The organism is Bradyrhizobium dasycarpum (genome assembly GCF_042019905.1).
Lineage (GTDB): Bacteria > Pseudomonadota > Alphaproteobacteria > Rhizobiales > Xanthobacteraceae > Bradyrhizobium > Bradyrhizobium japonicum_B.
In genome coordinates this window covers 4,417,807-4,441,165 of the sequence record NZ_CP169574.1, presented here as the reverse complement: position 1 = coordinate 4,441,165, position 23,359 = coordinate 4,417,807, and the positions used below count along the sequence as shown (strand labels likewise).

The following is a 23,359-nucleotide window of genomic DNA, read 5'->3' as shown; positions in this document are numbered from 1 at the left end:
GCAGGCGCGCGACCACTCAAGCTCCAGCGTGTGTAATCGTCACGCCGCCGGCGTCAGCGGTCGCGCCCGTTCGATTCGCTTGCGGTCGCGGGCCGAATGCATCGCTTCCCATAGATCGGTACGCCGCTGCACGTTCAGCCAGAAGTCCGGGCTGCTGCCGAACACACGGGCGAGAATCAGCGCGGTGGCCGCGGTGACGTTGCGGCGGTCGTTGCAGAGTTCGTTGACGTGCTTGCGCTGCACGCCCATGGCCTCGGCCAGCGCGCCCTGGGTCAGCCCCATCGGCTTCATGAATTCCTCGGTGAGGATTTCGCCGACCGTGGCCGGCTTGCGCTTCGTCATCAACATGAGTCAGCTGTAGCTGTGATCGTCGAGATAGAGGTCGGTCGCCTCGCCGCGCGCCCATTCCAGCGGAACACCAGCCGCCACTGGTCATTGACGCGGATCGAATGAAAACCGTCGAGATGGCCGCGCAGCTTCTCGAAATGATTGCTGGGCGGCGATCTCAGATCGCGGTCGCTCGTCGGGTGCAATGTCACGTGACAACGCGCCGAGCCGGCGCCACGTCGCGGCCTGATGTCGAGGGCGCCGCCTGCATGTCCAATTTCACCTTCCTAGCCCCGGAACTTGCCCAGCGTCAACGACGCCAAGCGGCATGCCGAGGTGTCGCTGACGGCCGCGGCATTACGCTCTCCAAATCGGAAGATCTTGAGCGCGCGATGCCTTTTCATCAAGCGCGGTTACGAGAATTCATAGCAGCGGCGTCGCTCTCTTACTCCATGTGATGATGCCATTCCTCCGGCCTGTTGTCCGACGTGTTAAACGGCTTTGTTACCTTGCGCTTCGTCCCCCCTGTAACCCATTGATCCCGCTAGCCCCGTCTACTGTGCATGGGGTTGTTTTCGACATTTTAAGAAACAGTCAGTCCTTGTTCTTCGAATAAGCAAAAATTCTCTTTACCCGAACCGCGACACACCCTATGATCCGCTCCAACTCATCCCATGGTAAGGGACGGATCGCGATCGTCAGGGTTCGTGGGGTGAGGGGCGGTGGACGCGGGCAGCGTCGGCGCCAGATGCTGTCGCAGGGCGGGGTGTCCCCGTGAGCGATCAGCGGGCGCGTGTACGACGGCGTGGCTTGCGTACGGCAAAATCGTGTGGTCGTGACGCCCGAATTTCTGGCGTCAAGTCTTGCAGCGGTGCGCGTGTCCGACCGGACATCGCATCCCATGAAAGCCGCAAGGCGACGGTGGCAACAGAGAATCGTCTCACCGGCGAGAGCGCGACATAAGCCGTTTCAGCCATCGCGCAGGGAAGGCCGGGCATTTGGCCGCACCTGTTTCTCCCCTGTGAGCGACTATCACGCACTCACGCACAGGGGTTTTGCGGGTGCCAGCCGGTGCCCGGCCTTCCCTGCGCCCTTCCACTTTCGAAGGGTGCCGAGATGAAGCAAAGCCCGGGCGCAATCCGCCGCGGGATCGCGACAGGCTGTGGATATAAGAGCCCGTAGCCCGGATGGAGCGAAGCGCAATCCGGGTCGTTCGGCAAGCGACGGCGGCCCCGGATTTCGCTGCGCTCCATCCGGGCTACGGCACCGTCCAGGAGGCTAGCCCCTTCGCCGCACCGCCGCCGCATCCACCACGTTCTCCGGCTCCTCGTTCCAGCTCAAAATCTCCATCGCCAGCACCGGGTGATTGAACCCCTTGAGCTGGAGATCGTCGAGGGCGCGGGCTTCGACGAAAGGCTCGACCATGCCGTAGACGCGGCGGCTGACCACGATCTGGTTGGGCTTGGCTTCGCCGCACAGGCGCGAGGCGAGGTTGGTGACGCTGCCGATCGCGGCATATTCCAGCCGCTGCTCGAAGCCGACCTGGCCCAGCGTGGCATAGCCGAGCGCGATGCCGATGCCGAACCCCAGGCTGTGGCCGCGGTTGCGCCAGCGCTCGGTGAGGGGGCCGATGGTGTCGCGCATCTCCACCGCCATCTTCACGGCGCGCTTGGTGTGGTCCTCGAACTGGATCGGCGCGTTGAACAGGATCATCACGCCGTCGCCGGCATATTTGTCGAGCGTGCCCTCGTATTTGAAGATCAGCCCGCCGAGCGCGGCGTGATACTCGCGCAGCACGTTCATCGCCTCTTCCGGCTCGGTCGCTTCCGTGAACGCGGTGAAGCCGCGCAAGTCGCAGAACACCACGGTGACCTCGCGGCGCTGGCTGGTGAGCAAGCCTTCCGGGCTGTCGGAGGAGGCGATCAGCTGCGCCACCTGCGGTGCCAGGAAGCGCTCGAGCTTGCGGATGCGCTCGATCTCGCCGAGCTGGGTCCTGACCCGCTCCTCCAGCGACTTGTTCCAGTCCTTGAGCTGCTCGGTCTGCAGCTTGAGCTTGTCGGCCTGGGCGCGCACGGTTGCGTTGGCGGCCTCGAGCTCGCGGCCCTTGTGGTCGACCTCGGTGAACAGGCGCGCATTGCGCATCGCCAGCACCGCCTGGCTTGCGAAGGTGCGCATCAGGCCGATCAGGCTGGGCGCGAACTCGCCGCCGGCGCGGCGCAGCACCACCAGCGAGCCGAGCGTGCCCTGCTGGTCGACCAGCGGCACCACCAGCACCGAGCGGAAGCCGGCCGCGAGCGCGGCCTCGCGCAGCGGCTGCTCGGCCGCCTGATCGAGGTCGGCGAGCGCGATCGGCTCGCCGCTTCTGGCGGCATCGCTCAGGATGTTGTCGCCTTCGTTGATGGTGACATGCGCGCCGTCGGCGGATCTGTCGATGCCGCCGGCCTCGACCAGGGTGAAGCGGCGCCGCTCGGCGTCGAAGCCGTAGATCAGCACGGCATCGGCATGGGTGATCTCGATCGCGCGCGCGGCGATCGTCGGCAGCACGGCGTCGAGATCGAGCGAGGCGGCGAGCGCGCGGCCGACCTCCTCCAGCACCTTCAGCTCGTTGATCGACTGCGCGAGATCGCGCGTGCGCTCCTCGACCTTGGTCTCTAGGTTCGAATAGGTCTCCTGGATCTGGTCGGCCATGCGGTTGAACTGGCTGGCGAGGTCCTCCAGCTCGTCCGAGGTGTGCACGTCGATGCGGTGGCTGAAATCGCCTTCGCCGAGCAGTTGCGCGCCGTCGCGCAGCGCCGTGATCGGGATGATCATGCGGCGGGCGAGCAGCGTGCCGGCGAGAATCGCGACCATCAGGCCCATCCCGATCAAGAGCGCGATGCGCACCAGCTGGTCGCGGATCGGCATCAGGGCCTGCGTGGTCGGCTGCTCGAACAGCACGCTCCAGCCCAGCTTCGGCACGATGCTCGCGGCGCTCATCACCGCATGGCCGTTGAAGTCGGTGCCGGACGTGTCGGCGGCGTGGTCGGGCGCGATCGCGGTCGCGACCTGCGGCAGCTTCGACAGGTCCTTGCCGATCTCGGGCCCCTTCGACGACGTCGCCAGCACGCGGCCGCGCGGATCGACCACATAGGCAAAGGCGGCCTTGCCGACCTGCGCGTCGGACAGGAGGTCGGAGAGAAAGCCGAGGTCGATCTCGGCCACGGTGACGCCGGCATTGAAGCCGGAATGCGCCACCGAGATCGACATCATGGGCGTGCCGTCGGCGAACCAGGCCGGCGCGTAGCTGACGCCGCGGGCGACCGTCTCGGTGAAGCGGATGTCGCGGGAGAGGTCCGCGTTGCTGCCGGTCGTGGTCGACTGGCGCGAGACGCGCAGCACCTCGCGGCCCTCGCCGTTGAGCTGGAACAGCTGGTTGACGACCGAAACCTGGTGCAGCAGCGAGGCGTAGTCGGCGCGGCGCTTCTCGAGGCGTATCCTGGCTCGCCCGCGTCACCCAGCTGATCTGGCGGTCGAGCTCCGAGATCGACTGCTCGATCCTCCGGGCGGCGCTTTGCGCCTTGTCCTCCAGACCGTCGGTGAGCTGGGTCCTGGTGGCGCGGTAGGAGATCCAGGTCTCCATCGCGCCGTTGACCGCGAGGACGAACACGACGAGGCCGACGAGGGAGACGACGTATTTGGCGAACAGGCCCCCGCGCAGAGATCGTGTCTTGTCGTTCGCTCCCGCCATCCCGATCCTCTCGCGCCGCCATCGACGCCGACGCTACGGGCCGCAGGGCCCGTGCGGGGTCGTTCTATCACAATTTGGGCCAAAGGACCGCCGCGCGGCCCGGGGACGAGCCGGCGTGGTTACCCGCTGCGGACGCCGGGGCGGGTGGAAGGATGGATCGTTGCAGCCCCATCAGCGGTTGAAGAGTTGCCGCAGCACGTCGTTCATTGGCTGACTGTCCTGCTGCGCGACCGGCGGGTCGTCCAGGGTCGGGGCCGCGGGCGAAGCCTGCGGCGCCGGCGTGGAGGGCGTGACCGGCACGCTGCGGCTGCGGCCACTGCCTGGCGCGGCGCCGGTGCTGCTTCCCGCGCCACCGGACAATCCCTGCTGGATCAAATTGCCGAGCGCCTCGCCCAGCGAGCCGCCGAGCAGATTGTTCTGCCCGGGCTGCTGCGCCTGCGGATTGGCATTGCCGGCCGCATTGCCGCTGCCCGGCGCAGTGGCGCCGCCAAGACCAAGATTGCCGCCGAGGCTGCCCAGAATGTTGCCGAGCCCGGCGCCGTCAGGGCCGAACAGGCCCTTGCCCATCTCGCGCAGCTTGGCATAGGCGGCGTCCGGATTGTCCAGTATGCCGGCCATGTCGGGGTAGATCCGCGGCTGCGACCAGGAGCCCTGGATCATCACGGGAATGCCGAAGCCGACCGGCTCATTGGCACGGCCCTGGCCTTCGGTGGTCATCACCAGCTTCGGCTCGACCCGAAAACCCATCATCTTGGTGTCGAGCGCGATGGTGCCGGCGCCGGTGACGCGCACCAGCGGCCCGATCAGATTGAGATCGGTCGTCACCGCCTGCCCCTTGTCGATGCGGAACGAGGCGGAGAGCTGCGACAGATCCGTGCTTTGCTCCTGACTGGGGCTCTGGCTGTCCTGCCAGCCCGACAGCGTGCCCGACGTCAGCGAGCGGATCATCTGCGCGACGTTGATGCCGCGGATGGCGCCGTCCTGGAAATTGACGAAGGCGGTGCCCTGCATGTTCGCCATCAGGGCGCGCTGGCTGGTGCCGGCGCTGCGCAGCGCGAGCTTGGCCTGCAGCTTGCCGTCGATGCGGTCGAACTCGGCAAGGCCCTGAAGCAGCGGCAGCGCGCGCACGCCGACGAGATCGGAATGCATGGCAAAGCTCGGCGCGCCCGTGGTCGCATCCAGGATCACCTCGCCCGAGACCTGGCCGCCATAGGCGCCGAGATTGGCGGTGCCGGCCTTCAGCACGCCGCCGGCGAGCTTGCCATCGAGTGCCAGCGGCGCGATGCGCGCATCGCCGATCACGGCCTCGTTCGCGGAAATCCTCACCTGCGCATCGACATAATTGAGCCCGGAGACGTCGATCGGCGCATTGCTCCAGGGTTGCCCGGACGCACCCTGCGGCGACTTCGCCAGCGGAATCGCCAGCCGCTGGAAGTCGAGATCGACCTTCACCAGCGGCTTGCTCGCGATGTCGACCGACGCCCAGCCGTTGAACGCGCCGTCGCCGAGCCGGCCGTTGACGCCGTTGATCATCACGACGTCGCCGCTCATCCGCATCTCGGCGTGACCGGTGAGTTGCGACTTCAGCACGCTCGGCATGTCGATGGCGAAATCCACCGGGATGGTCGGGCGGTCGGTGGACGATGCCGGCGCGGTCGCCTTGATGTCGAACTTGGTCGGGTGGTCGCCGACGCGCGCGGTGCCGGTGACGTCGACCTTGCGGTCGCGGCCGACGATCGCCTCGGCGCTGATGGCGCTGATGCGGCCCTCGACGCGATCGCGCAGGCGGGAGAAGGCGACTTCGCCGTCGGTGACCTTGACGCGGTCGATCGACGCGCCGTCGACCTTGAGCGCGGGCGGCTTGGCGGAAGATCCGGCATTGGGCAGGCGCTCACGCAGCAGCGGCTGGTAGAGCACGGGACGGGTGACGATGAGCTCGCTGATCTCGGGACGGCCCGACCACAGGCTGGAGAACGACATCTCGGCCTGCACGCTGTCGACCGTCAGGCGCGTGATGCCGCTGCGATCCCTGGGGTCGGCAAGCGTGAGGTCGTTCAGGGTGACGTTCAGCGTCGGCCACAGGCTGATCTTCGTGGTGCCGTCGATCGACAGCCGATAGCCGGTCGCACTCTCGACCCGCGAGGCGATCGTCGAGGTCAGGAAGCCCGATGGGATCCCGATCACCAGCAGGGTCGCGATCACGATGATGATTGCGGCCAAAGCCGCGCCGGCGAATTTCACTGCTCTCATGTCGACTTTCCAACGACGGACAGTCGGCGTCGAATCCCGCCGGCCACCCATCCTTCGCGCCTTGAGTTTATCCCCGGACGGGAAGCGGCTCCAAGCGCGTAAAAATAGTCAGGGGGTGCTGCAAAGTTATGTGACTTATGACACACTTCTCCGGCGCGGTTTTACGCGATCCTGATGGTGATGGTTTCAAGCGATTTGCCGAGACAACGCACCGGAACGTTCACAAGGACATTGAAATGAGCAAGCAGGCCGAATTTGCGGTCATTCTGAAGATGAACGCGATGTTCGCGGATCTCGGTACAGACGAGCTCCAGCGGCTGTCCAACCTCTGCCACACCCAGCATCTGGGCAATGGCGAGGTGCTGTTCCAGAAAGGGGACCCCGGGGACGCGCTGTTCGGCGTGCGCCGTGGCCAGGTCCGGATCGAGACCGGCGCCGCCGACGGCAGCCGGCTGACGCTGAATTTCATGGGACCGGGCGACCTGTTCGGCGAGGTCGCGGTGCTGGACGGCCAGAATCGCACCGCGGATGCGACCGCGGGCGAGGCCAGCGAATTGTTCGTGCTGCGGCGCGAAGATTTTCTCAGCTTCCTCGAACGCGAGCCGAAGGTCGCGATCAAGATCATCGCGCTGCTGTGCCAGCGCATCCGCTGGCAGAGCGAGCGCATGGAGGAATCCATGCTGCAGCCGCTGCCGGTGCGCCTGGCGCGACGGCTCTGCGCGCTCGCCGCCGATTTCGGCTCCGAGGTGCACATCTCGCAGGAGCAGCTCGGCGTCTTCGTCGGCGCCGCCCGCGAAAGCGTCAACCGTCAGTTGCAGGCCTGGCGCAAGGAGGCGATCCTCGACCTGCAGCGCGGCCGGATATTGCTGCGGAACATGACCAAGCTGACGGCGATTGCGCGCAACGAGTAGGGCTTATCCGTTCGCCTTTCGCCAGTGCACCACCGCGGCCTTTCGAACCCTACTCCGCCGCGGGATGCACCATAGTCCTCGGTGCTGGCCCCGCTTCCGTCGCCGCCCCGTGCTGGCCGTCCGTCTCGGCGTCCTCGCTATGCACGATCAGCCGTTTGGCGAAGCGCCAGATCAGGGCGCCGAAATCGTCCATCACCATGAACATCGCGGGCACGAACACCAGCGATAGGATGGTCGAGAAGATCAGGCCGCCGATCACCGCGAGCGCCATCGGCGAGCGGAACTCGCCGCCGGCACCGACCGCGAGCGCGCTCGGCATCATGCCTGCGGCCATCGCGATCGTGGTCATCACGATCGGCCGGGCGCGCTTCATGCCGGCGTCGATCATGGCCTCCTCGCGCGGCTTGCCGGCGTGAATGGCCTCGATCGCGAACTCCACCAGCATGATCGCGTTCTTGGTGACGATGCCCATCAGCATCAGGATGCCGATCCACACCGGTGTGGTGAGCTGCTTGCCGGTGAGGAGCAGGGCCGCGATGGCGCCGCCGATCGAGAGCGGCAGCGAGAACAGGATGGTGATCGGCTGCAGGAAGGTTCCGAACAGCAGCACCAGCACGGCATAGACCATCATCAGGCCGGCCGTGATCGCGGTGGCAAAGCCCTCGGACAATTCGTTCAAGCTCTCGGCGTCGCCGGAGGGCGAGACCTTTACGCCCTTCGGCAGGGTTTTCATGACCGGCAGGTCGTAGATCTTCTTGGTGGCATCGCCGAGCGCGGCGGAGCCGACGAGGTCAGCGGCGACGGTGGCCTGCCGCTCGCGGTCGTAGCGGTTGATGCTGGTCGGACCCTGGTCGAGCTTGACGTCGGCGATGACCGCGAGCGGCACGCCGCCCTTCTCGCCGCGCTCGCCGAGCGGCACGCGCAACTGTTCGAGCGTCTTCAGATTGCTGCGCGCGGTATCCTCGAGCTGCACCCGGATCGGTACCAGGCGATCGCCGACGTCGAACTTGGCGAGCGCAGGGCCGACGTCGCCGATGGTGGCCACACGGATGGTCTGCGACAGGCTTTCGGTGGACACGCCGAGCCGTGCTGCGAGATCGGCGCGCGGCTCGATGCGCAACTCGGGACGCTCCAGCGAGGTCTCCGAGATCACATTGGCGATGGTGGGAATGCGCTTCATCTGCGTCGCGAGCTCGCTCGCGACGTTGTTGACGATGTTGGGGTCGACACCGGTCACCACCAGCGAGATCGCGCGCAGGCCGTTCTCGTCCAGGAACCAGAAACGGATGTCGGGAACGTTCTCCAGCTCCTGGCTGATCGAGAATTCGAGCTCGCGCTGGGTGATGTCGCGGCTGCCCTTGGGCGTGTAGTTGATGATCAGGGCGGCGCGCCGCACTTCCTGGGTCCCCGGCGGGACGCGTCCGCCGTCGACGAAGATGCTCTTGACCTCGGGCCGCTTGCGCAGGCGCGCGACGATGTCCTCGGTGACCTTCTCGGTGTAGGCGAGCTGGGTGCCCGGCGGCAGCTCGAGGGCCAGCAGCGAGCGGGCGCTGTCCTGTGCGGGCAGGAAGCCCTGCGGCAGCAGCGTGATGCTCCAGATCGAGGCGGCGAAGACGCCGAAGCCGATCAGCACCGTGATGAAATAGTGCTTCACCGACCAGGCCACGATCCGATGATAGGACCGCAAGATGCGCCCCGGCGGCGGCTCCTCGTGATGGCCATGCTTGAGGAAGTAGGCGGCCAGCACCGGCGTGACGAAGCGCGCGGCGAGCAGCGAGAAGAACACCTGCACCGAGACGGTGATGCCGAACTGCTTGAAGAACTGTCCGGCGATGCCCGACATGAAGCTTGCGGGTGCGAAGATCGCGATGATGGTCAGCGAGATCGCGATCACCGCGAGGCCGATCTCGTCGGCGGCCTCGAGCGCGGCGCGATAGGGCGATTTGCCCATGTTCATGTGCCGAACGATGTTCTCGATCTCGACGATGGCGTCGTCGACCAGGATACCCGTCGACAGCGTGATGGCGAGGAAGCTGACGAGGTTGAGCGAGAAGCCGAGCAGGTCCATCGCCCAGAACGCCGGGAAGATCGACAGCGGCAACGAGATCGCGGCAATGATGGTGGCGCGCAGGTCGCGCAGGAACAGCAGCACGATGATGACGGCGAGGATGGCGCCCTCGAACAGGGTCGAGATCGCCGCGTGGTAATTGCCGTTGGTGTATTCGACCGAGGTGTCGATCACCTTCAGGTCGACGTCGGGGTAGGCGGCCTTGAGCGCGTCGATGCGCTTCTGAACGGCCTCGGCCACCTTCACGTCGCTGGCGCCCTTGGAACGCTTGATGCCGAGCGCGACGATCGGTTCGCCGTTGAAGCGGGCGAAGGTGCGGCGGTCGGCGATAGTGTCGGTGACGGTGCCGAGATCGTCGAGCCGGACCTCGCCGCCGCCGAACAGCGGAATCATGGTGCCGGCAAGGTCACCCAGCGTCTTGGCGCCGGCGAGCGTGCGGATCGCCTGGTCGTTCTTGCCGATCTCGGCGCGGCCGCCGGCGACGTCGACATTGGTGCCGCGCAGGCTCTGGCTGACATTGACGGCGGTCAGGCCCATGGCCTGCAGGCGGTCCGGGTCGAGCGAGACCAGGATCTCGCGCTCGACACCGCCGATGCGTTCGACCTGGGCGACGCCGCGGACGCCCTGCAGCGCGCGCTTGACCACGTCGTCGACGAAATAGGAGAGCTGCTCCGGCGTCTTGCCGGGCGAGATCGCGGCATAGGTGACGATCGGCAGGCCGATAACGTCGACGCGCTGGATCAGCGGCTCGGTGACGTTCTGCGGCAGGTTGGAGCGCACGCGCGTCACCGCGTCCTTGACGTCGTTGAGCGCGCGGTCGGTGTTGGTCTCCAGCGCGAACTGGATCGTGGTGACCGACACGCCGTCGGTGATCGAGGAGGTGATGTGCCGCACGCCCTCGACGCCGGAGACGGCGTCTTCGACCGTCTTGGTGACCTGGGATTCGAGCTCAGCGGGTGCCGCGCCGAATTGCGAGACCACGACCGAGATCACGGGGATGTCGGCCGACGGCAGCCGCGTCACTGCGAGCTTGGTGAAGGAGACCCAGCCGAGGATCAGCAGGATGATCGAGAAGACGACCGACGGCAGCGGATTGCGGATCGACCATGCCGAGATATTGAGAGCCATCAGCGTACCCGCGTGCGATCGAGTTCATCGGCGAACATGGTCTTGATCTGGTCGCCGTCATGGAGCGAAGAGCCGGCATCGGCGACGACGATCTCGCCGACCTGAAGCCCTTCCAGGATTTCCGTGGCACTGTCGGACGACAGCCCGACCCGTACCTTGCGCGTCTCGATGGTGTTGCCCTTGACGACCTGAATGGTGAGATGGTCGATCGCGGTCTTGGGAATCGAGACGCCGCAGCTTCGCTTGGCGTCGATCGAGGCGCGCGCGAACACGCCGACCTTCAGCGAGGGATTGTTGGTGACGCTGATGCGGACGCGGCCGAGTTGCGTGGCGCGGTCGATCTCGGGCGCGACCAGCCGGACCCGGCCGATCAGATCGGGCGCGTCGTCGCGGCTGATGCGCACGGTGGCGCCGGCGTTGAGCTTGGGCATGTGCACCGCCGGGACCTGAGCATCGAGCTCGATCTCGTTGTTGACGGCGATGCGGAACATCGGACCGGCCTGCGGCGAGGCCGGCGCGCCGACGATGGTGCGGACCTCGGTGACCAGGCCCGGCGCTGGCGCCTTCAGCGAGATCGGTCCTTGCGGGCCCGGTCGCTGCGGCTGGCCCGGGATCTGCGGCGGCGCAGTCAGGCGCGCCAGCTCCTGGTTGTCGGCGACGATTGCGCCCTCGGTGACCAGGAGGTCGGTGACCCTGGAGCCTTCCTGGTCGGCGATCACAACGGCTTCGCGGCGCGGCACGAAGAAGCCCGTCACCCGCACCAGGTCGGAGAAGCAGGCATTGGTCGACTTCGTCACGATGACGAGCGCGTCGCTTTGCGTCTCCTTCGGCTCGGGGCGCTTGCGATGCTCGAACAGATAATAGCCGATGCCGAGTGCCGCGACGAACACCACGGTTCCGGCAGGCTTGAGGTATTCGGAGAGCTTCATCGCCGGATCATCCTGGCCTGGCACACGGCCGTCCGCGCGAGGCCCATCGAGAACGTTTCCCTGAAACGAAGCGGCGTCCCGCAAGGCTGCGGGACGCGCTCTGGAAGCGAGACTTTACACCACATCACGACCGATCACTTCAAAGGATTGCGTCGTGCTTACTTCGATGCGGTGGTCTTGTTTTCCATATTGACGACCTGCACGCGGCGGTTGACCTCCGCCATCGGCTGGCTCGGATCCTTCAGCTTGCTCTTGCCGTAGCCGACGGTGACGAGATCGGTCGCCGAGATGCTGTACTTGTCGACGAGGTAGCGCTTGATCGCGTCCGCGCGACGCTCCGACAGGTCCTGATTGTAGGCTTCGCCACCGGCGGCGTCGGTATGACCGGCAACCACGAAGGTGGAGCCTTTCAGATCGGGACTGGTCAGCGCGCGACCGAGCGCCTGCACGGAAGGCATCGACTTGGCGCTGATATTGGCGGAGTTGTAGTCGAACGTGATTTCGAGATCGATGTTCGGCTTGTCCTTGGCGACCGACGCGATCTCCTCGCGCTCGGTCGACGACAACGAGCGCGTCGAGCGGCCGCGCACCGACTGGATCAGCTTGGTCTCCGCCGCGTTCGGCGCGGGATTGGCCGGCGGGGCGATCGAGAGGCCGCGGGTCAGGGGCTTCTTCGGCGCCGGTGCCAGCGCGCGGACGATGTCGTCCTCGGTGACGTTCTTGCTGTTGCCGTCATCGCCGGCGAATGCGGGCGGGGCCGGCAGCGACAGGGCGGCGCCAAGCGCGATGATGGACAGGATCGCGGTAAGTCCTTTTGCAGCCGATTTCATAGCCAGTCCCTCCTGTGCAGCCAGCTCGCGCTGTTCGAAATTCCTGCAATGAGCCCCCGGGGGCGCCTGCGGCATCCGTTCGTTAGTCTTGCCTGGGCCCCCCAGGGTTCGAGGCGCCGCCGGCCTCAGCTCAAGAAAATACTAGCGCACTCCGTAGCTTGCAAATTCCTGAACGATGTTCGGATCCATTGCTTTGGCATTGGCGATATCGAGCGCCCCTTCCTGGGCGGAGCCGTTGCGCTGCTTGGCGAGGCCGCGTCCGTAGAGCGAGGAGGTCAGGCGCGGGTTGATCTTCAGGGCCGCGTCGAAATCGGCGATGGCGTTCTTGACCGCGCCCGATTTGAGATTGACGAGCCCCCGGCTGTCCAGCGCATCGACGAAATTCGGCCGCAGCCGCAGCGCCTCGTTGCAATCCTTCAAGGCGCCCTGGAGGTCGCCGACCACGGTGCGGGTCCAGCAACGATTGTTCAGCGCCTCGACGTCCTTCGAATTGATCCGAAGCGTATCGTCAAAATCCTTGATGGCGAGGTTGTAGGCGCCCTTGCTGGCGTAGACCTGGCCGCGCCGGTACAGCGCGTTCACGTCGTCCGGATTGGCGGCGATCTTGGAGGTCAGGCTCTTGATCGTGGGATCGTCGGCCAGGACCGCGGCACTCGGCCCGCTGCTCGCGCTCGGCGCCGGCGCGGGATCGATCGGCGTCACCGGCGGTGGCGGTGGCGGTGGCGGCAGGGCCGCCTCGACCTGCGGCTTCGGCGTGGGAGCCGGCGCGGGTGCGGGCGCAGGCGGAGACGCAGGCGCGGGTGCTGCGGCAATGTCGGCCGGCCTCGGCGGCGGAGGCGATGTCGGCGGCGCGGGCGGCGTCGGCGGCGGGTTGTTGACGGCGACCGGCGGCGGCGCGGGCGGCGCAGGCGACGCGCCAGGTGCCGGACGCGATCCGCCGGCTCCCGGGCTGAACGAGAAATCTTCGGCCAATGAAGAGGATATCCACGGCACCTGCTCGCCGCGCGAAGCCCTTGTGACGCCCATCTTGGTGCGGTTCAGCGTCTCTTCGGCCATCAGGTCGGGGACGCGGATCTCCTTCAGGAGCTCCTGGACAAACAGGCTGTGATCGCCGCCGGCGTCTGAGACCACCGAGGCCAGCGCCGCCGAATACATCACCAGCGTGCCGTTCGGCGCGATGACCGGGGTCAGGCCGGCCGAGAAGCTGCGGAACCGGCGTTCGAACGGATTGCGCCTGGAGGCGTCGATCAGTGCGATCTTGACGCCTGCGCCGCGGGTGTTGAGCTCGCCGAGGACGGTCTCGAGGCTGAAACCGTCGCGGCGCACGTCGGATTCCGTCCAGATCTGCGCATCGACCGGCAGCATGTAGCTCTGGCGCGCCGACTGGATGCCGAAGCCGCTGAAGAACACCAGCGCCACCGATCCCGGCTTGATCTTGCTGTAGAGCTTGTCGAAGGCGCGGCGCATGCCGTCGCCGGTCAGATTCTCGCCGATATCGACCGCAAAGCCGTCGCGCTTGAGCTCGTCGGCGACGTTGCGCGCGTCATTGATAGGTTCCCTCAGCGGAGCATCCGCGTCCGGATATTTGGCATTGCCGATGACCAGCGCAAAACGATCACCGGCCGCGAGCGAGGGCGCAGTCGGGACGAGCGAGATGAGCAAGGGCAGAAGAAAAAAGAAGCGAATTTTCATAATCAGCGCGGTCCAGCCAAAAAGGCGCCGTTCCCAGCTTGCGCCGCGGCGACCTTAACTTACGCTTCATTCATTATCAAACCGGGGGCGGGGGGCGTCAACCGCTTGAGATTCGGTGTTATCGCGACGATTGACCGCAACGCCTGGGTGCGCCGCAAGGGGAATAAATCGGGTGTCATGGCTGTCCTCGTCGTGATCCGGCTCGATCCTGTCGGCAGCATGGTAGGGCAAGCCCGCCGCCGGAAACGTGATGGGTCTCACATTGAAGGCCCGCCTCGGTCGCACCGCGCGCGGTTTGACCTTTGCTGCGGACAATGGCTTGCTGCGCTGGATCGTCCCCTAAAGACCCACTGAGAAAAGCAAGAACCATGGGAAACGCCTACGAGATCTACGCCCTGCGCTATGCGACGATGTCGCCGCGCACCCCCAGCATGAACTTCCTGGTGCCCGATCCGCATGACAGCGCGGCGCAGGATCTCGACTATTTCGTCTGGCTGATCCGCGGCGGCGGCCGCGACATCCTGGTCGACACCGGCTTCAATGCCGAGGAGGCGAGCGCGCGGGCGCGCAAGCTGACGCTCAACCCGGTCGATGCGCTGGAGCGCTTCGGCGTTGCGGCATCAAGCATTGGCGACGTCATCGTGACGCATCTGCATTACGACCATGCCGGCAATCTCGACTGTTTTCCGGAGGCACGCTTCCATTTGCAGGAGCGCGAGATGGCCTACGCGACCGGCCGCTGCATGTGCAACGGCCTGCTGCGTCATCCGTTCTCGGTGGAGCACGTCACGCAGATGGTGCGCCACGTCTATGGCGAGCGCGTCACCTTCTATTCCGGCGACGGCGAGGTCGCGCCCGGTGTCACCGTGCACCGTGTCGGCGGCCATTCCGACGGCTTGCAGGTGATCAGGGTCGAAACCGCGCGCGGCCCGGTGGTGCTCGCGTCCGATGCCGCGCATTACTACGCCAATCTGCAACGCAGAAGCCCGTTCCCGATCGTCTATAATGTCGGCGACATGGCGCAAGGCTGGGAGACCATCGAGCGACTCGCCGGCCATCCTGATCGATTCATTCCTGGTCACGATCCGATCGTGACGGAAATCTATCCGCGTGCCAGCGACAAGGTCGACGCCTTCGCGCTGCACCTGCCGCCGTCACGGTCGTTTGCGAAATGACGGCGAAGCCGTCATTCCGGGGCGCGCATAGCGCGAACCCGGAATCTCGAGATTCCTGGGTTCGCCGCTGCCGCGGCGCCCCGGAATGACAGCGAGGGCTAGTATGCCTGCTTCGCATCCGCCTCTTCGCTGGTCTGGATCAGATCGAGGCTCTGCTCGATCTTGCCGAGCAGCACGGACAGCTGCTTGCGCTCCTGCGCGGAGAGGCAGGCGAGGATCTCGTCTTCACGCCGCAGCAATTGCGGGAACAGCTGCTCGTAGAGGGAGCGGCCCTTCGCCGTCAGTCGCAGGCGGAATTCGCGGCGGTCGGCTTGGTTCTCGACCCGCTCGATCAGATCCTGGTGGAGCAGCGTGGTCACCGCGCGGCTGATGGTGGATTTGTGCGTGCGGGTGCATTGCGCGATGAACTGCGCGCTGCAGGCATCAACGCGGAACCCGAGCGTGGCGATCACGCGCCAGGCCGGGATATCGAGACCGTGGCGTTCCTGATACTCGACCGAGAGCGCGGCACTGACTTCGGCCGCGAGCCGGTTGAGCCGGAACGGCACGAACTTGAACAGGTCGAGCCGCGCCTCTCGCTGCACTGAGGCCTGATCGGCCTCGCGCGCCTTCAGTGCGGTGTCGCTGGATGTCCTCGCCAAGACAGTGCTCCGAATTCCAGTTGACGGCCGGCCGGCTCCGGTCCAAAATAGTTGCACGTGAGACTATCTAGCAGATTGGTCCCCTTCTGACCAGAGCCGAGGTTCGTGTATGGCGCAGGCCAGGACACTTGAGGTCAAGGCGCATCAGGCAAAAGCCCAGTTCGGCTATCGCCGCCATCCCGATCAGGACCGCGCCAGCCAAAGCCCGGCCGAGCATCCGGTCGTGGTTGTCGGCGCCGGCCCGGTCGGGCTGTCGCTTGCGATCGATCTGGCCCAGCGCGGCCAGCGCGTCGTCCTGCTGGATGACGCCGACCGCATCGGCGAAGGCTCGCGCGCGATCTGCTTCTCGAAGCGGTCGCTGGAATATTGGGACCGGCTCGGCGTCGGCGACCGCATGGTTGCCAAGGGCGTGGTGTGGAGCGTCGGCCGGATCTTTCACGGGGAGTCCCAGCTCTACCAGTTCAACCTCCTGCCTGAAGACGGCCACAAGCGGCCGGCCTTCATCAACCTGCAGCAATATTACGCCGAGGCCTATCTGGTCGATCGCGTCAGCGAGCTTCCCGAGATCGACCTGCGCTGGCGCAACAAGGTGACGGCGCTGGAGCAGCGCAATGATGGCGTGGCGCTGACGATCGAGACGCCGGAGGGCGCCTATCGCCTGCATGCGCTGTATGTGATCGCCTGCGACGGCGCGCGGTCCTCGCTGCGGCAGATGGTCGGCGCCGAGTTCGCGGGGCAGGTGTTCGAGGACCAGTTCCTGATCGCCGACGTCAAGATGACGGCGGAATTCCCGACCGAGCGCTGGTTCTGGTTCGATCCGCCGTTCCATGCCGGCCGCTCCGCGCTGCTGCACAAGCAGCCCGACGACGTCTGGCGCATCGATCTTCAGCTCAATCGCTATGCCGACCCCGTGGTCGAGAAGAAGCCCGAGAACGTGCGGCCGCGGATCGCGCGCATGCTGGGCCACGACAAGTTCGAGTTCGAATGGATCTCGCTCTACAAGTTCCAGTGCCGGCGGATGGATCGATTCATCCACGGCCGGGTGATCTTCGCCGGCGATTCCGCGCACCAGGTCTCGCCGTTCGGTGCGCGTGGCGCCAATTCCGGGCTCGAGGACGCGGAAAATCTCTCGTGGAAGCTCGACCGTGTGCTGCGCGGCACGTCGCCGGCGAGCCTGCTCGAAAGCTATCATGCCGAGCGCAGCATGGCGGCCGACGAGAACATCCGCCAATCCACCCGCTCCACCGATTTCATGGCGCCGAACTCGCATCAGGAAGCGCGGCTGCGCAAAGCGGTGCTGTCGCTCGCCAAGGAGACCGAGTTCGGCAAGCGCATGGTCAATGGCGGCCGGCTGTCGGTGCCGTGCAGCTACGATTCTCCGTTGTCGTCGCCGGATGCCGATGCCTGGCACGGCGGGCCGCCTCCCGGCTGCTCCATGCTCGATGCGCCGATCGCCGAGCAGGCCTACCTGACGGATGCATTTCGCAAAGGCGGAACGGATTTCACCCTGCTGTCGTTCAGCAATGGCGCCGCGATCGATCCGCCCGCCGGCGTCAAGGCGATCCGGATCGGCGGCGAGAGTGGGCTTGCCGATCCCGCCGGCCTCGTCGCCAAGCGCTATGATGCCCGGCCCGGCACGACCTATCTGCTCAGGCCCGACGGCTACGTCACGGCGCGCTTCCGTCATCCGACACGCGAAGCCGTGGCTGCGGCGCTGTCGCGCGCCCAAGGTTTGAATTGACGGCTTGAATCGAGGTTTGCATGCCGCTCTCCACCGACTCCAATTTCGCGCGGCCTGACGATGCCTTTCGCGCCGTCGTCGAAGCGCATCGCGGGCTCACCGAGGAGCAGAGCGCCGATCTCGACGCGGCGCTGGTGCTGATCCTCGCCAATCACATCGGCGACATCGACGTGCTGCGCGAGGCGATCGGGCTCGCCAAGCGCCGCATGATCGACGGCCAGCAGCAGCAACAACAGCAGCAATAACCTCAGGACTCAAAGGACGAATTGATGGCGAAGAACTTCGCATCCACCGGCGATCTCGCCGAGAAGAAGATCACCTTCTCCGAGATCGGCACCGATCTCTATGCCTTCACCGCCGAGGGCGACCCGAACACCGCCGTCATCGTCGGCGACGACGGCTGCCTGGTGTTCGACGCGCAGGCGACGCCGGCGATGGCCAACAAGGTGATCGAGCGCGTCCGAACCGTGACCGACAAGCCGATCAAATATGTCGTGTTGTCGCATTATCACGCCGTGCGGGTGCTGGGGGCCTCCGCCTACAAGGCGCAGGGCATCGTTGCATCGCAGGAGACGCATCGGCTGATCGCCGAGCGCGGCAAGCAGGATTGGGACTCGGAATATGGTCGCTTCCCGCGGCTGTTTCAGGATGCGCAGAGCATTCCCGGCCTGACCTGGCCGACGCTGACCTTCGAAGGCGAGATGACAATCTACCTCGGCAAGCGCGAGGTGCGGCTGATGCAACTCGGGGCCGGCCACACCTCCGGCGACATCGTCGCCTGGGTGCCGGACGCCGAAGTCATGTTCTCCGGCGACCTGATCGAATATCACTCGGCCTGCTATTGCGGCGATGCTCACTTGCGCGAATGGCCGATGACACTGAACGAGATCCGCAACTTCAATCCCAAGGCCATCGCGCCGGGCCGGGGCGACGCGCTGAAGGGCGCGGCCACTGTGCGCGAGGCCATCGCGATGACGCGCGATTTCGTCACCTCGCTCTATGGCGCCGCCGAGATCTCCGTCGCCAGGGGCCGCAGCTTAAAGGAATCGATGGCAGCGACCCGCGAGGTGATGGATCCGAAGTTCTCCAGCTTCGCCATCTACGAGCACTGCCTGCCATTCAACGTCTCGCGCGCCTATGACGAGGCGTCGGGGATCGACGATCCCGTGATCTGGACCGACAAGCGCGACCAGGAGATGTGGGCCGCCCTGCAAGGAGGAGGATAGTCATGAACATCAACACCTCGCCCGATCAGATCATACGCAGCTCGGCCCAGGTGACGCCGGGCTACATGTCCGGCTTCGGCAACAGTTTTGAGACAGAGGCGCTGCCCGGCGCTCTGCCGATCGGGCGCAACTCGCCGCAGCGTTGCGCCTACGGGCTCTATGCCGAGCAATTGTCCGGCTCGCCCTTCACGGCGCCGCGCGGCAGCAACGAGCGCTCCTGGCTCTATCGCATTCGCCCTTCCGTGAAGCATTCCGGTCGTTTCGAGAAGGTCGATGCCGGGCTGTGGCGCTCGGCGCCGTGCCATGAATACGATCTGCCGATCGCGCAGCTGCGCTGGGACCCGACGCCGCTGCCGAAGGAGGAGGTCACCTTCGTGCACGGCGTGCAGACCATGACGACGGCCGGCGACGTCAACACGCAGGCCGGCATGGCCGCACATGTCTACCTCATCACCAAGTCGATGGTGGACCAGCATTTCTACAATGCCGACGGCGAGCTGATGTTCGTGCTGCAGCAGGGCAATCTTCGCCTCGTCACCGAGTTCGGCCGCATCGATGCCGAGCCCGGCGAGATCGTGGTGATCCCGCGCGGCGTCAAGTTCCGGGTCGAGATTCCGAACGGTCCGGCGCGCGGCTATCTCTGCGAGAACTACGGCGGTGCGTTCACGCTGCCGGAGCGTGGGCCGATCGGCGCCAATTGCCTGGCCAACGCCCGCGACTTCCTGACGCCGGTGGCGCATTACGAGGACAAGGACACGCCGACCGAACTCTATGTGAAATGGGGCGGCGCACTGTTCAGGACGCAGCTCGCGCACTCGCCGATCGACGTCGTCGCCTGGCACGGCAATTATGCGCCTTACAAGTACGATCTGCGCACCTTCTCGCCGGTCGGCGCGATCGGGTTCGACCATCCCGATCCCTCGATCTTCACGGTGCTGACCTCGCCGTCGGAGACCGCGGGTACCGCGAATATCGACTTCGTCATCTTCCCGGAGCGCTGGATGGTTGCCGACAACACCTTCCGTCCGCCCTGGTATCACATGAACATCATGAGCGAGTTCATGGGCCTGATCTACGGCGTCTACGACGCCAAGCCGCAAGGCTTCGTCCCCGGCGGCATGAGCCTGCACAATTGCATGCTGCCGCACGGCCCCGACCGCGACGCCTTCGAGCACGCCAGCAACGGCGAATTGAAGCCGGTGAAGCTGACCGGCACCATGGCCTTCATGTTCGAGACCCGCTACCCGCAGCGCGTCACCGCACATGCGGCCAATGCCTCCACGCTACAGGACGATTACGCCGATTGCTGGAAGGGCCTGGAGAAGAAGTTCGATCCGGGCAAGCCGTGATGTCTCTTACCCTCCCCTGCAGGGGGAGGGTCGCTACGCATGCAGCGAAGCGGAATGCGTAGCGGGGTGGGGTGACGGTCTCTCCGCAAGGAGCGCTGCCTGTGTTGAGAGATCACCCCACCCTGTCTCATAGTTCGCTGCGCTCAATATGAGCCGACCCTCCCCCTGCAGGGGAGGGTGACATCGCCACCGCTGCGCACGGGAAACCAATGCCCCACCCCAACGATCCCAGCCTTCGCTCCTTCATCGACGTCGATCCTTCTTCCGACTTCCCGATCCAGAACCTGCCCTACGGCGTGTTCTCGACAAACGACGAGCGCGCACCGCGTCTCGGAGTAGCGATTGGCGACTACGTGCTCGATCTCTGGGAGCTTGAGCAAGATGGCCTGATCAGTGCGGGCGATCCCGGCACATTTGCTGCAGGACTAAACGCCCTGATGCATCTGGGTCCAAAGGTTTGGTCTAAAACCCGCGCGCGCATCAGCGAGCTCTTGCGGCACGACAATCCGGAGCTTCGCGATAACGAGCAGTTGCGCTCGCGCGCTTTCGTTCCCATGCGCGATGCCAGGCTGCATCTGCCCTTCACCGTCTCCGGCTACACCGACTTCTATTCCTCGAAGGAACACGCCACCAATGTCGGCGTGATGTTCCGCGGCAAGGACAATGCGCTGCAGCCGAACTGGCTGCATATGCCGATTGCCTATAACGGCCGCGCCTCCACCGTCGTGGTCTCCGGCACCAAGGTGAAGCGGCCGCGCGGGCAGCTGAAGCCGCCGAATGTGGATGTGCCGAGCTTTGCGCCCTGCAAGCGGCTCGACTTCGAGCTGGAGATGGGCGTCGTGATCGGCCAGCCCTCGCCGATGGGCGGCATGCTAAACGAGCAGCAGGCCGAGGAGATGATCTTCGGCTTCGTGCTGCTCAACGACTGGAGCGCGCGCGATATCCAGCAATGGGAATATGTGCCGCTTGGGCCCTTTCTCGCCAAGGCGTTCGCGACCTCGATCAGCCCCTGGGTGGTGACGCGCGAGGCGCTGGAGCCGTTCCGGCTGAAGGGGCCGGAGCAGGAGCCGGTGCCGCTCGATTATCTCAAGCAGAGCAAGCCGCAGAACTACGATGTCGAGCTCGACGTGTCCTTGCGCGCCGCCGGCGCCAATGCGCCCGCCAGCATCAGCCGCACCAATTTCAAGTACATGTACTGGTCCTCGGTGCAGCAGCTGATGCACCACGCCTCCTCAGGCTGCGCCATGAATGTCGGCGACCTTCTCGGCAGCGGCACCATCTCCGGCCCGGAGAAGAACCAGCGCGGCAGCCTGCTCGAGATCAGCTGGAACGGCACCGAGCCGGTCGAGCTGCCCGGCGGCGCCAGGCGCTCGTTCCTGGAAGACGGCGACAGCCTCGTGATGCGCGGCTGGTGCCAGGGCAACGGCTACCGCGTCGGCTTCGGCGAGGTCGAGGGGACGATTCTGCCGGCGGAGTAGGCCGCGGTCTCGGTCTCGTAGGGTGGGCAAAGGCGCGATAGCGCCGTGCCCACGCGATGGATGATGGGCACGCTTCCGCTTTGCCCACCTACGAGACCTAGCGTTTGTCTGGCGGCACGTCCTTGATGCGTGCGCAATGCGCGGCGACGTCCTCGATGCTGTATTTCAGGTGCACCCGCTTGTCGGATGGCGCCTGCTTGGCGATGCAGACCCCCGGCCGCCATTCCTGCGCCGGCCGGATCGGGCGCGGCGCAAAGCCGCCGCCGCAGTTTGGGCAGACGTTGGACAGCCTGGTCTCGACGCAGTCCGCGCAGAACGTGCATTCGTAGGAGCAGATCCGCGCGTCCGTTGCGTTTGGCGGCAGGTCGCGGTCGCAATATTCGCAGTTCGGCCGAAGCTGGAGGGCCATGGCAAATCTCCGGGATCGACCACGATCATCGCAGATCGCGCGCCGGCCGCGAATGACGTAGTTCCCTCGATTTCCGCCGGGCGTCGTCCCGGACAAGCGCGCCTTAAGCGCGTAGATCCGGGACGACAGCGAAGGTTTGGGCGGAGCAGCGGTTAATTCCGCGTCTTCCAGGCCGTCGTCACCGCGGCGATCTCCGCCGGCTCCGGCTCGCGCACCGCCGATGGCGTGCGCGAGAAGCGCGGCGCGGGACCGGGCTGCTTCACGCCGTGGCGCTCGATGAACACGTTGCGGGCGACCATGTGCGGATGCCTTGTCGCCTCCGACATGGTCAGCACCGGCGCGAAGCAGATGTCGGTGCCTTCCATGATCTTGCACCAATCCTCGCGCGTCTTGCTCTTGAACACCGCCTTGAGCTTCTCCTTCAGCGCCGGCCAGGCCTTGGGGTTCATCTGCGCGTCGAAATCGGCGTCGGTCAGGCCGGCGTGCTGGCGCAGCAGCGCGTAGAATTGCGGCTCGATCGAGCCGATCGAGATGAAATGACCGCAGGCGCATTCATAGACGCCGTAGAAGTGAGCGCCGCCGTCGAGGAAGTTCTGGTCGCGCCCCTCGGTCCAGCGCCCCATATTGGTCATGTCGAAGAAGAACGACATCAGCGAGGCCGCGCCGTCGCACATCGCGGCGTCGACGACCTGGCCCTTGCCGGATCTCTGCGCTTCCAGCAGCGCGGCGAGCACGCCGACGACGAGATAGAGCGCGCCGCCGCCGAAATCGCCGACCAGGTTGAGCGGCGGCACCGGCGCTTCCTTGGTGCCGATGGCGGCGAGCGCGCCGGTGATCGAGATGTAATTGATGTCGTGGCCGGCGGCGTTGGCGAGCGGGCCGTCCTGGCCCCAGCCGGTCATGCGGCCATAGACCAGCTTGGGGTTGCGCGCGAGCACGACATCCGGGCCGAGGCCGAGCCGCTCCATCACGCCGGGCCGGAAACCCTCGACCAGCGCATCGGCGCTCGCCAGCAGATCCAGCACCTGCGCGATCGCCGCCTTGTCCTTGAGGTCGAGCTCGATCACCTTGCGGCCGCGACCCGCCACCGACTTCATGTTCTTCTTCGCACCGACGCGGTCGAGCGTGACGACGTCGGCGCCCATGTCCGCCAGCATCATGCAGGCGAACGGGCCGGGCCCGATGCCGGCGAATTCGACGATGCGAAAGCCCGAGAGCGGGCCGGAGATGCGGACGGACGAGGCTTCCGATTTTTGTTGGGCTGGTTGATCGAGCACGTTGTTGTTTCCTCGGGTCGCGGGCGGATGCCGGTGATCCGGCAATCGTCGCTGACATTTCTCTTGTGGGTCTCTTGTCGGGCAAGTTAATCGGCCGATTAACTTTTCTCGCCTTCGCGCCAGCGAGGCAAGCGGTTTTCATGCCGCATGGCCAAAATAAAACGGCGCGCACCGAAGTGCGCGCCGCGGAAAATTTGTGTC

General features: G+C 65.7%; 17 protein-coding genes and 2 pseudogenes. 8 read left to right on the top strand and 11 right to left on the bottom strand.

Annotation, left to right across the window (positions count from 1 at the left end; genetic code table 11):
* Positions 1 to 39: 39 nt before the first annotated feature.
* Together ACETMP_RS21310 and ACETMP_RS21305 are read right to left on the bottom strand one after the other, a co-directional pair.
* A complete protein-coding gene (locus ACETMP_RS21310) occupies positions 40 to 348 on the bottom strand; it encodes a HigA family addiction module antitoxin (RefSeq protein ID WP_375157726.1) in 309 nt (102 codons plus the stop codon).
* Positions 349 to 351: 3 nt separating this feature from the next.
* A pseudogene (locus ACETMP_RS21305) lies at positions 352 to 521 on the bottom strand (type II toxin-antitoxin system RelE/ParE family toxin); the annotation flags it as partial.
* Between ACETMP_RS21305 and ACETMP_RS21300 the strand changes: the two are divergent.
* Positions 450 to 785, top strand: coding sequence for a hypothetical protein (locus tag ACETMP_RS21300; RefSeq protein WP_375162059.1), 336 nt, complete (start codon positions 450 to 452; stop codon positions 783 to 785). The pseudogene ACETMP_RS21305 and the gene ACETMP_RS21300 overlap by 72 nt on opposite strands.
* A gap of 820 nt (positions 786 to 1,605) precedes the next feature.
* Here ACETMP_RS21300 and ACETMP_RS21295 read toward each other — a convergent pair.
* Both ACETMP_RS21295 and ACETMP_RS21290 read right to left on the bottom strand, forming a co-directional pair.
* Positions 1,606 to 4,054, bottom strand: a pseudogene (locus ACETMP_RS21295) (adenylate/guanylate cyclase domain-containing protein).
* Between the two features lie 171 nt (positions 4,055 to 4,225).
* Positions 4,226 to 6,304, bottom strand: coding sequence for an AsmA family protein (locus ACETMP_RS21290; protein WP_375157725.1), 2,079 nt, complete (start codon positions 6,302 to 6,304; stop codon positions 4,226 to 4,228).
* Between the two features lie 236 nt (positions 6,305 to 6,540).
* Between ACETMP_RS21290 and ACETMP_RS21285 the strand changes: the two genes are divergently transcribed.
* Positions 6,541 to 7,215, top strand: a complete 675-nt coding sequence (locus tag ACETMP_RS21285) for a Crp/Fnr family transcriptional regulator (protein ID WP_126260607.1) — start codon at positions 6,541 to 6,543, stop codon at positions 7,213 to 7,215.
* A 49-nt stretch (positions 7,216 to 7,264) separates the two neighbouring features.
* On the opposite strand, the gene ACETMP_RS21280 is transcribed toward ACETMP_RS21285, so the two are convergent.
* The 4 genes from ACETMP_RS21280 to ACETMP_RS21265 all read right to left on the bottom strand — a co-directional run bounded on the left by ACETMP_RS21280 (position 7,265) and on the right by ACETMP_RS21265 (position 13,862).
* Positions 7,265 to 10,411: an efflux RND transporter permease subunit gene (locus ACETMP_RS21280; protein ID WP_375157724.1), complete on the bottom strand. Its 3,147-nt coding sequence runs from the start codon at positions 10,409 to 10,411 to the stop codon at positions 7,265 to 7,267.
* Positions 10,411 to 11,340, bottom strand: coding sequence for an efflux RND transporter periplasmic adaptor subunit (locus tag ACETMP_RS21275; protein ID WP_375157723.1), 930 nt, complete (start codon positions 11,338 to 11,340; stop codon positions 10,411 to 10,413). Before ACETMP_RS21275 ends, ACETMP_RS21280 begins: the two co-directional genes overlap by 1 nt.
* A 158-nt stretch (positions 11,341 to 11,498) precedes the next feature.
* On the bottom strand, positions 11,499 to 12,170 hold the full coding sequence (locus ACETMP_RS21270) for an OmpA family protein (protein WP_375157722.1): 672 nt from the start codon (positions 12,168 to 12,170) through the stop codon (positions 11,499 to 11,501).
* A gap of 141 nt (positions 12,171 to 12,311) precedes the next feature.
* Entirely contained in the window at positions 12,312 to 13,862 is a 1,551-nt protein-coding gene (locus tag ACETMP_RS21265) for a caspase family protein (protein ID WP_375157721.1), read from the bottom strand.
* Between the two features lie 368 nt (positions 13,863 to 14,230).
* On the opposite strand from ACETMP_RS21265, the gene ACETMP_RS21260 reads away from it, so the two are divergent.
* A complete protein-coding gene (locus ACETMP_RS21260) occupies positions 14,231 to 15,037 on the top strand; it encodes an N-acyl homoserine lactonase family protein (protein ID WP_375157720.1) in 807 nt (268 codons plus the stop codon).
* A gap of 98 nt (positions 15,038 to 15,135) precedes the next feature.
* Here the strand turns inward: ACETMP_RS21260 and ACETMP_RS21255 are convergent, their stop codons facing one another.
* On the bottom strand, positions 15,136 to 15,678 hold the full coding sequence (locus ACETMP_RS21255; protein WP_375157719.1) for a MarR family winged helix-turn-helix transcriptional regulator: 543 nt from the start codon (positions 15,676 to 15,678) through the stop codon (positions 15,136 to 15,138).
* A 109-nt stretch (positions 15,679 to 15,787) separates the two neighbouring features.
* Here ACETMP_RS21255 and ACETMP_RS21250 point away from each other — a divergent pair, with 109 nt between their 5' ends.
* The 5 genes from ACETMP_RS21250 to fahA all read left to right on the top strand — a co-directional run bounded on the left by ACETMP_RS21250 (position 15,788) and on the right by fahA (position 21,472).
* Positions 15,788 to 17,419: an FAD-dependent oxidoreductase gene (locus ACETMP_RS21250; protein ID WP_375157718.1), complete on the top strand. Its 1,632-nt coding sequence runs from the start codon at positions 15,788 to 15,790 to the stop codon at positions 17,417 to 17,419.
* Between the two features lie 20 nt (positions 17,420 to 17,439).
* On the top strand, positions 17,440 to 17,664 hold the full coding sequence (locus ACETMP_RS21245; RefSeq protein ID WP_028133172.1) for a DUF2783 domain-containing protein: 225 nt from the start codon (positions 17,440 to 17,442) through the stop codon (positions 17,662 to 17,664).
* A 24-nt stretch (positions 17,665 to 17,688) separates the two neighbouring features.
* Positions 17,689 to 18,645, top strand: coding sequence for an MBL fold metallo-hydrolase (locus ACETMP_RS21240; RefSeq protein WP_375157717.1), 957 nt, complete (start codon positions 17,689 to 17,691; stop codon positions 18,643 to 18,645).
* Positions 18,646 to 18,647: 2 nt separating this feature from the next.
* Entirely contained in the window at positions 18,648 to 19,994 is a 1,347-nt protein-coding gene (gene hmgA, locus ACETMP_RS21235) for a homogentisate 1,2-dioxygenase (RefSeq protein ID WP_375157716.1), read from the top strand.
* 209 nt (positions 19,995 to 20,203) lie between these two features.
* Positions 20,204 to 21,472: a fumarylacetoacetase gene (gene fahA / locus ACETMP_RS21230; protein WP_375157715.1), complete on the top strand. Its 1,269-nt coding sequence runs from the start codon at positions 20,204 to 20,206 to the stop codon at positions 21,470 to 21,472.
* A gap of 97 nt (positions 21,473 to 21,569) precedes the next feature.
* Here the strand turns inward: fahA and ACETMP_RS21225 are convergent, their stop codons facing one another.
* Positions 21,570 to 21,881, bottom strand: a complete 312-nt coding sequence (locus ACETMP_RS21225; protein ID WP_375157714.1) for a DUF1272 domain-containing protein — start codon at positions 21,879 to 21,881, stop codon at positions 21,570 to 21,572.
* Between the two features lie 152 nt (positions 21,882 to 22,033).
* Positions 22,034 to 23,158 (bottom strand): CaiB/BaiF CoA transferase family protein, encoded by a 1,125-nt coding sequence (locus ACETMP_RS21220; protein WP_375157713.1) that lies wholly within the window; start codon positions 23,156 to 23,158, stop codon positions 22,034 to 22,036.
* Positions 23,159 to 23,359: the final 201 nt, after the last annotated feature.